Source organism: Acidisoma sp. (assembly GCF_035492295.1).
Classification (GTDB): domain Bacteria; phylum Pseudomonadota; class Alphaproteobacteria; order Acetobacterales; family Acetobacteraceae; genus Acidisoma.
In genome coordinates this window covers 20344-27333 of sequence record NZ_DATJJK010000041.1, presented here as the reverse complement: position 1 = coordinate 27333, position 6990 = coordinate 20344, and the positions used below count along the sequence as shown (strand labels likewise).

Sequence of the window (6990 nt, the reverse complement as noted above, 5' to 3'; positions counted from 1 at the left end):
GTTCACCGGCACTGTGTCGCTGGTCAGCGTCTCTTCCGCGGCAAAGCCAGTCGTGATCACGCGCTGATCGATCCACGCGGAAATGTTGTCAACGAAGGGAACAATCCAGAACAGGCCCGGTCCGCGCAAACCGGCGTACTTGCCCAGGCGCAGCACAACTGCGCGCTCCCATTGCCGCGCGATTTTGGGGGACTGCGCGAGTAGCAGACCGAGCAGCAATCCAACGAGTACTCCCGCGGGACTCCATGTTAGCAACGTTGCCAGCGCGCCCAGCGCCAGCGGCGCGAGAAACGCGACGCCCTGTACGAAATTTACACGCGGCCCCGACGGGGACGGCAGATTGCTGATGCGATTCTCAATGAGTTGAATGTTGGCCATTGTTGATTCTCCTTCCGCGCTCTGTGGCGCAAGTTGCTGATTTGCGAACCGTCGCAAATCACCAAGTCGCACAACTTAATTCGCGCGTCGCTTCCTGCGACTTTCCAGGTGTTCGATCACTTCATCAATCGAGAAGCCGCGCGAATGGGTCTCGGCAATGAAATGATCCGACAGCTCACGGAGATGTCTTTCACGATCCCGACGACTGAATGCGACTTCGGCCGGCCGATCGTGCACAAACGTGCCCACGCCACGCCGCGTCTGCAACACCCCGGAGCGTTCCAATTCCGCGTAGACCTTCGCGACGGTATTAGCGTTAATCTTCAACTCCACCGCCAACTGCCGTACGGTCGGCAACTGGTCGCCGATCCGCAGCTTTCCCGTGGCAATCGCGAATTTAATGGATCGCTCAAGCTGGTGATAAAGCGGCGTCGGATGTTTGGTGTCTATATGGAACATCGCTTACACCATTGTACTACGACAATAGAACAAGTTAGGTTTCAAAAATCTTCACCGGTCTTTTTGTGACTTTTCGGCACGGCCGAGGCATCTAATTGAGGCAAATAGGCCGGTTTTCGCGGTTTGAGAAGGAGGTCGAGGCTATGTTATCTTCTCAATCTTTAAAACCCTTCCAGTTCTTATCTGTAAGGCTTCTGCTTTCAATCGAAGGAGTTGACTGAACTGAATATGGCTACGCCCAACGGAACCAGCGCGAACGGACACGTCGGCAAAGTGGTGCAAATTATCGGCCCGGTGGTCTATGTCGAATTCGGAGAAGACTACCTGCCGCCGATTTACCAGGCGCTGCGAATTACCTCTGATGGCTTCGAAGTGCCCGACCCCATCGATGTTATTGCGGAAGTGCAGCAGCACCTGGGCGAACGTCGCGTGCGCGCCGTCTCGATGCTACCCACCGACGGCATGGTGCGCGGCATGAAAGCAACTGACACCGGAGGGCCGATCACGGTGCCGGTGGGCGAGGGCACCCTGGGTCGCGTGATGAACGTGATTGGCGACCCGGTCGACAACCTCGGGCCGGTGCCGCACCAGCAACGTTATCCGATTCACCGCCACGCACCTTCGTTTGACGAGCAGTCAACCGAACTGCAGATGTTTGAGACGGGAATCAAAGTCATCGACTTGATTCAACCCTTTCTACGCGGCGGCAAAATCGGTTTGTTCGGCGGCGCGGGCGTCGGCAAGACCGTCATCGTGATGGAGCTCATCAACAACATCGCGAAGGCGCGTTCCGGATTTTCCGTGTTCGCCGGCGTCGGCGAGCGCACCCGCGAAGGCAACGATTTGTATCACGAGATGGTCGATGCCGGCGTCATCAAGCTGGGTGAGAACACCACCGAAGGCTCCAAAGTGGCGCTGGTCTATGGCCAGATGAACGAGCCGCCGGGTGCGCGCATGCGCGTCGCCCTTTCCGGCCTCACCATTGCGGAATACTTCCGCGACGAGGAAGGCCAGGACGTGCTCTTCTTCGTGGACAACATCTTCCGCTTCACCCAGGCGGGCGCGGAAGTTTCCGCGCTGCTCGGCCGCATCCCCTCGGCGGTGGGCTATCAGCCGACGCTCGCGACCGACATGGGCGCCCTGCAGGAGCGCATCACCTCCACCAAAAAGGGGTCCATCACCTCGGTGCAGGCGATCTACGTGCCGGCCGACGACTTGACTGACCCGGCGCCCGCCACGTCCTTCGCCCACCTTGACGCGACGACCGTGCTTTCCCGCTCGATCGCGGAGCAGGGCATCTATCCGGCGGTCGATCCGCTCGACTCGACCTCGCGTTCCCTCGATCCGCGGATCGTCGGCGAGGAGCATTACCAGGTGGCACGCGACGTTCAGAAGATCCTGCAGACCTACAAGTCGCTCCAGGACATCATCGCCATTCTCGGCATGGACGAGCTTTCGGAGGACGACAAGCTGGTCGTGGCCCGCGCCCGCAAGATTCAGCGCTTCCTCAGCCAGCCCTTCCACGTGGCCGAGGTCTTCACCGGTTCTCCGGGCGTCTTCGTGCAGGTTGCGGACACCATCAAGGGCTTCAAAGACCTCGTCGCCGGCAAGTATGACGATCTTCCGGAAGGCGCCTTCTACATGGTCGGCACCATCGAGGAGGTCATCAAGAAGGCCGAGACGATGCGTGAGAAGGCCTGAGCGGCTTAGGTAAGGATAGTCAGGTGTCCGTCTCCCTCGAGATCGTCAGCCCCAGTAAGCTTCTCGTCTCCCAGTCCGTGGACATGGTCGTGATCCCGGGCCTGGAAGGCGATATCGGCGTGCTGCAGGAGCATAGCCCCATGATCACCGTGCTGCGCGGCGGCGAGGTGATCCTCTATGAGGGCGAGCGCGTGACCGCCCGGTACTTCGTGACCGGCGGCTTCGCCGAAATCACCGAGGAGCGCGTGACCGTTCTGGCCGATACCGCGGAACCATCGTCCAGCCTCAACCGCGCGGACGGCGAACGTCAGCTGAGCGATGCGATGCGCGAATTGGGGGAGGCTGAGAAGGCCGGCCGGTTGGACCGCCTCGTGCCGCTGATGGAGAAGGTTCAGGTTGCCCAGGCGATTGTCGACGTGACCGGTTCCTCGCACTGAGAAAGACGTTCCAAAAGAGCCGCGCCGGGGCAACCCGGCGCGGCTCTTTTGCGTTCAGGCAATAAGCGAGAGCAGCAGGGCTTCCAGGCTGCGGGACTGGGCGCGAGCGTCGAAGGCGCCTTGTGCCAGGGCGCGACCGGCCGTCCCCAGGCTCATTCGCCAGTCCGGCGCCGTCACGAGATCGGCGATCGTGCGGGCCAGGGCCTCGGCATTGCCGGCGGGCAGGATGGCGCCCGTCCGTCCGGGAAGAACGACCCCTTCCAGCCCCGCCGCATCGGTGCCGATCACCGGCAGGCTCTGCGCCATGGCTTCCACCGCGACGCTCGGCAGGCCCTCGGCATCGCCATCCTTGGCGCGGACACTGGGCACGACGAGCAGAGAGGCACGGCGCATGAGGGCGGCAACCTCCTCGGGCTTCTGCCAGCCGAGGAAGGTGAGGCGTTCGAGACCGGCCGCCGCCGTCCGCAGTTCCATGGCCAGCGGCCCGTCTCCTACGATCAGCGCCTCCGGCTCCTGACCTTCGGCATGCAGCATCTTCAAGGCCTCGATCAGTACCGGCAGGCCCTTCTTGGGGACGAAACGGCCGACGAAGAGCAGCGGTCCCGTGGCCCGTGGTGACGGGACTTCGGCCGGAATATCGGTCCCGATCGGGTGGACGAGGAGCTTGCCGGGCGGAAAGCCGCGCTGAAGCAGTTTTTGCCGAACGCTCTCCGAGACGCAGATGAAGAGGCGTGCCTCTTCCTTCAGCGCGGCGAGGCGGCGGGCGTAGACCCCCTGGGTCAGGCCGGTGCGGTAATGCTTGTCCTTATGCGCGTCGCCGCCATGAAAGGTGACGGCCAGCGGCAGGCCGAGCTTGCGGGCGAGGGGCAAGGCGAGTGCGCCGCCGCGCCCGAACTGTGCATGGATCAGCAGCGGGTTCATCGCCCGCAGCGCTGCCGTCTCCGGCACCAGGCCGAACTCCTTGAACGCGGCCCGGTTCAGATCGCCCAAAGGGCCATTGCCACCGAGCCGCCGGGCGACCAGACCCATCTCCGCCGCGACCGGCGTGATGCGACGCCCGACCCAGACCGGGTCGAGGCGGGAGAAGCCGATGTATTGCCGCCGCATGAAGGAGGCTTCGGAGGCCGGTAGGATGACGTCGCGGTAGACGAGGAAGCGGGGTCTCATACGGGCAAGGTCAAGGTCACGCGAGCGCCGCCTTCGGGCCGGTTGCCGAGGATGAGATCGCCGCCATGAGCGCGCGCAATGTCGCGGGCGATGGCAAGGCCGAGGCCGACGCCTCCGGTCTCGCGGTTGCGGCTGTTCTCCAGCCGCTGGAAGGGCTGCAGCAGCCGGGTCATGTGTTCAGCTGGAATGCCCGGTCCCTCGTCGTTCACCTCGATCCGCAGGGTCCCGCCCTGGCGGCCGGGCTGCAGAAGGCGGATCTGGGCGCAATTGCCGTATTTGACGGCATTGCTAACGAGATTGGTCAGCGCGCGTTTGAAGGCCTGGGGGCGTACCCGCACCGTCCAATGGTCGGGCCCTTCGTAGCGCAGGCGATCCGCGATCTCGGGGGCGGCATCGCCGGCCTCGTCCAGTACGGTGCGGAGGAGCTCGGCGAGGTCGATGGGGGAGACGGGTTCGTTGGGGCTCGCGATGCGACCGAAGGCGATGGTCGCTGAGACCATCGCCTCCATCTCATCCAGATCCTGCAGCATCTTCGCGCGTTGCTCGTCATCCTCCATGAATTCGGCGCGCAGTCGCATGCGGGTAATGGGCGTGCGCAGGTCATGGCCGATGGCGGTCAGCAGCAGCGTGCGGTCCTGAACGAAACGGCGGATGCGGCCGGCCATGGTGTTGAAGGCTCGGGCGGCGGCGGCGATTTCGGAGGGCCCGCCCTCAGGGAGGGGTGGCGCATTCACGTCGCGTCCCAGGGCTTCCGCGGCGGCGGCCAGGGTGCGCACGGGCGCGGTCAGCCGCCGCACCGCCCAGAGCGTCATGGCCGCGGCCAGGACCGTCATGACGATGAAGGCGATCAGAAATTCGGTGCCGCGGATGGAATCGGGGCTCGGCAGCAGGCTGGAAATCACCAGCCAGCGCCCGTCCGGCATCTGCAGCGCGGTGTATTCGTGTCGGGTTTCCGGGTTCACCCCAAAGTGCACGTGCTGCGGCCGCAGCTCCGGCGGCAGGGGGAAGCTGTCCATGTTGAGAAGGATGCTGTGCCGGATGGGTGGCGGCGTCGGCAACAGGTTGGAGAAGAGATCGTCGGTCTCGTCCATCAGCGTGACCGAGAAGGTCGGCGGCAGCTCGATTTTGCGCAGCCGCTGCGCGCGCTGAGGTGGCTGGACCTCGGCCAGGTCGCGATAGATGCTCATGACCCGGAAACTGAAGACCCGCACGGCGGCCAGACGCACGAGGTCGTTGCGGTCCAGCGTATGAATGCCGAGACCCAGCGTCTGCACGACGACGAGACCAGTCAGCAGAACGAAGGCCGTCCGCGCCGCAAGGCTGCGCGGCCAGAGCCGGATACGGCGATACCAGGGGCAAGGCGGTCGCGCCGGTGGTGCCGAAGTATTCTCTGCCGTCACGCGCGCTCGACCGTTGCCGCCAGCACATAGCCGCCGCCGCGCACGGTCTTGATCAGTTGCGCGCCGCCGCCCTGGTCATCCAGCTTGCGCCGCAGGCGGCTGACGGCCACGTCGATCGCGCGGTCGAAGGGGCCGGCCTGTCGCCCGCGCAGCAGGTCGAGCAGCATGTCCCGCGTCAACACCCGGTTGGCCCTTTCGAGAAGCGCGAAGAGCAGATCGTATTCGCCGCCGGTGAGCGGCACTTCGACACCGTCCGGGTTGAGCAGGCGGCGCCGTGCTGGGTCCAGTGTCCAGCCGGCAAAGCGCAGCGGCCGAGCCGTTCGATCTCCATTGGAGCCGTTTCCCTGAGTGTCCGTGGCACGCCGCATGATAGCACGGATACGGGCGAGAAGTTCCCGCGGGTTGAACGGTTTGGCAATGTAATCATCCGCGCCCAGTTCGAGGCCGATGATACGGTCGGTATCCTCCCCCATCGCGCTCAGCATGACGATGGCCACGTCCTCCTGGTCGCGCAGCCAGCGCGCAAGGTCGAGGCCGCTCTCGCCCGGCAGCATGAGGTCGAGCACGACGAGTTGGAAGGCGCCGCGGGTCCAGGCGCGGCGTGCTTCGCGCGCATCGCGGACGGCGGTGACGCGGAAGCCGTGCTTTTCCATGAAGCGCGTCAGCAGGTCACGGATTTCGTGATCGTCGTCGATGACGAGAAGGTGTGGCCGGATATCCATGATCAGAAGATAGGCGAATGATGACAGATCGTGCAGGTGCATTGAGCGCTTGTTGCACTTTGTCGCGTTCGGGACCTCTCTCCGTCACAGAATCGCGGGACAAAGGCGTCGTTGGCAGAAACCAGAAAGGTAAATCCAATGGGACGCATTACCACGGCCGCCATCATCACCGTCGCCCTGGCGGGCGCGACCGTCCAGAGCTTCGCCGGCGACCTGCCGAAAGGCGCGTCAAGCGCCGACCAGCCGAAGAACGCGGTGCCGGTCGCGCAGCTCTTCGCCGACATGGCGGCGCCGCCGCCGCCCGCCGCCAGCGCCGGTCCGGATGCGGATGTGCCGCCGCCTGGCCCTATGGGCCATATGCCGCCCCCCGGCATGGGGCCGCACGGCATGGACGGGATGGGCATGCCGCCGCATCCGGGGATGCACGGCATGATGGGCCGCATGCGTCATATGGAGATGACCTGGGGCCTGTTCTTCAACCAGAATGACAAGAAGCTGAGCGCGAGCGACGTGCAGACGCTCGCCCAGGCGATCCTGCTGATCCATGGCAACCATGACTGGAAAGTGGCGGACGTTACCTCGGCGGCAGATGGTAGCATCAGCTTCGCCTATACGACCGGGGATGGCTCGGTCATCGCCCGCTTCTCGGTCGATCCCCATAGCGGGCGCATGACCCGTATTGGCTGACGATCGCCTCCCGCCGCTTTCCGGCCGGGCGTCTCCGGC

General features: G+C 64.3%; 8 protein-coding genes. 3 read left to right on the top strand and 5 right to left on the bottom strand.

All coding sequences use genetic code 11. From position 1 onward, the window contains the following. Both VL752_RS02950 and VL752_RS02945 read right to left on the bottom strand, forming a co-directional pair. The coding region (locus VL752_RS02950) for an SPFH domain-containing protein (RefSeq protein WP_325352246.1) at positions 1-378 on the bottom strand (378 nt) is incomplete at its 3' end. Between the two features lie 75 nt (positions 379-453). Then, on the bottom strand, positions 454-837 hold the full coding sequence (locus tag VL752_RS02945; protein ID WP_325352245.1) for a GntR family transcriptional regulator: 384 nt from the start codon (positions 835-837) through the stop codon (positions 454-456). A 228-nt stretch (positions 838-1065) separates the two neighbouring features. Between VL752_RS02945 and atpD the strand changes: the two genes are divergently transcribed. Both atpD and atpC read left to right on the top strand, forming a co-directional pair. Then, complete coding sequence (gene atpD, locus VL752_RS02940) at positions 1066-2538, top strand: F0F1 ATP synthase subunit beta (protein ID WP_325352244.1); 1473 nt, start codon at positions 1066-1068, stop codon at positions 2536-2538. A gap of 23 nt (positions 2539-2561) precedes the next feature. Then, a complete protein-coding gene (gene atpC, locus VL752_RS02935) occupies positions 2562-2975 on the top strand; it encodes an ATP synthase F1 subunit epsilon (protein WP_325352243.1) in 414 nt (137 codons plus the stop codon). A 54-nt stretch (positions 2976-3029) separates the two neighbouring features. Here the strand turns inward: atpC and VL752_RS02930 are convergent, their stop codons facing one another. From VL752_RS02930 to VL752_RS02920, 3 genes are read right to left on the bottom strand one after another with little or no spacing between them, the layout of a single operon-like run. Continuing rightward, positions 3030-4142 (bottom strand): glycosyltransferase, encoded by a 1113-nt coding sequence (locus tag VL752_RS02930; protein ID WP_325352242.1) that lies wholly within the window; start codon positions 4140-4142, stop codon positions 3030-3032. Next, positions 4139-5542, bottom strand: coding sequence for an ATP-binding protein (locus VL752_RS02925; protein WP_325352241.1), 1404 nt, complete (start codon positions 5540-5542; stop codon positions 4139-4141). The genes VL752_RS02930 and VL752_RS02925 overlap by 4 nt, the downstream gene beginning before the upstream one ends. Beyond that, positions 5539-6264, bottom strand: a complete 726-nt coding sequence (locus tag VL752_RS02920) for a response regulator transcription factor (protein ID WP_325352247.1) — start codon at positions 6262-6264, stop codon at positions 5539-5541. Before VL752_RS02920 ends, VL752_RS02925 begins: the two co-directional genes overlap by 4 nt. A gap of 138 nt (positions 6265-6402) precedes the next feature. On the opposite strand from VL752_RS02920, the gene VL752_RS02915 reads away from it, so the two are divergent. After that, a complete protein-coding gene (locus VL752_RS02915) occupies positions 6403-6951 on the top strand; it encodes a hypothetical protein (RefSeq protein ID WP_325352240.1) in 549 nt (182 codons plus the stop codon). The last annotated feature ends 39 nt before the right edge of the window (positions 6952-6990 follow it).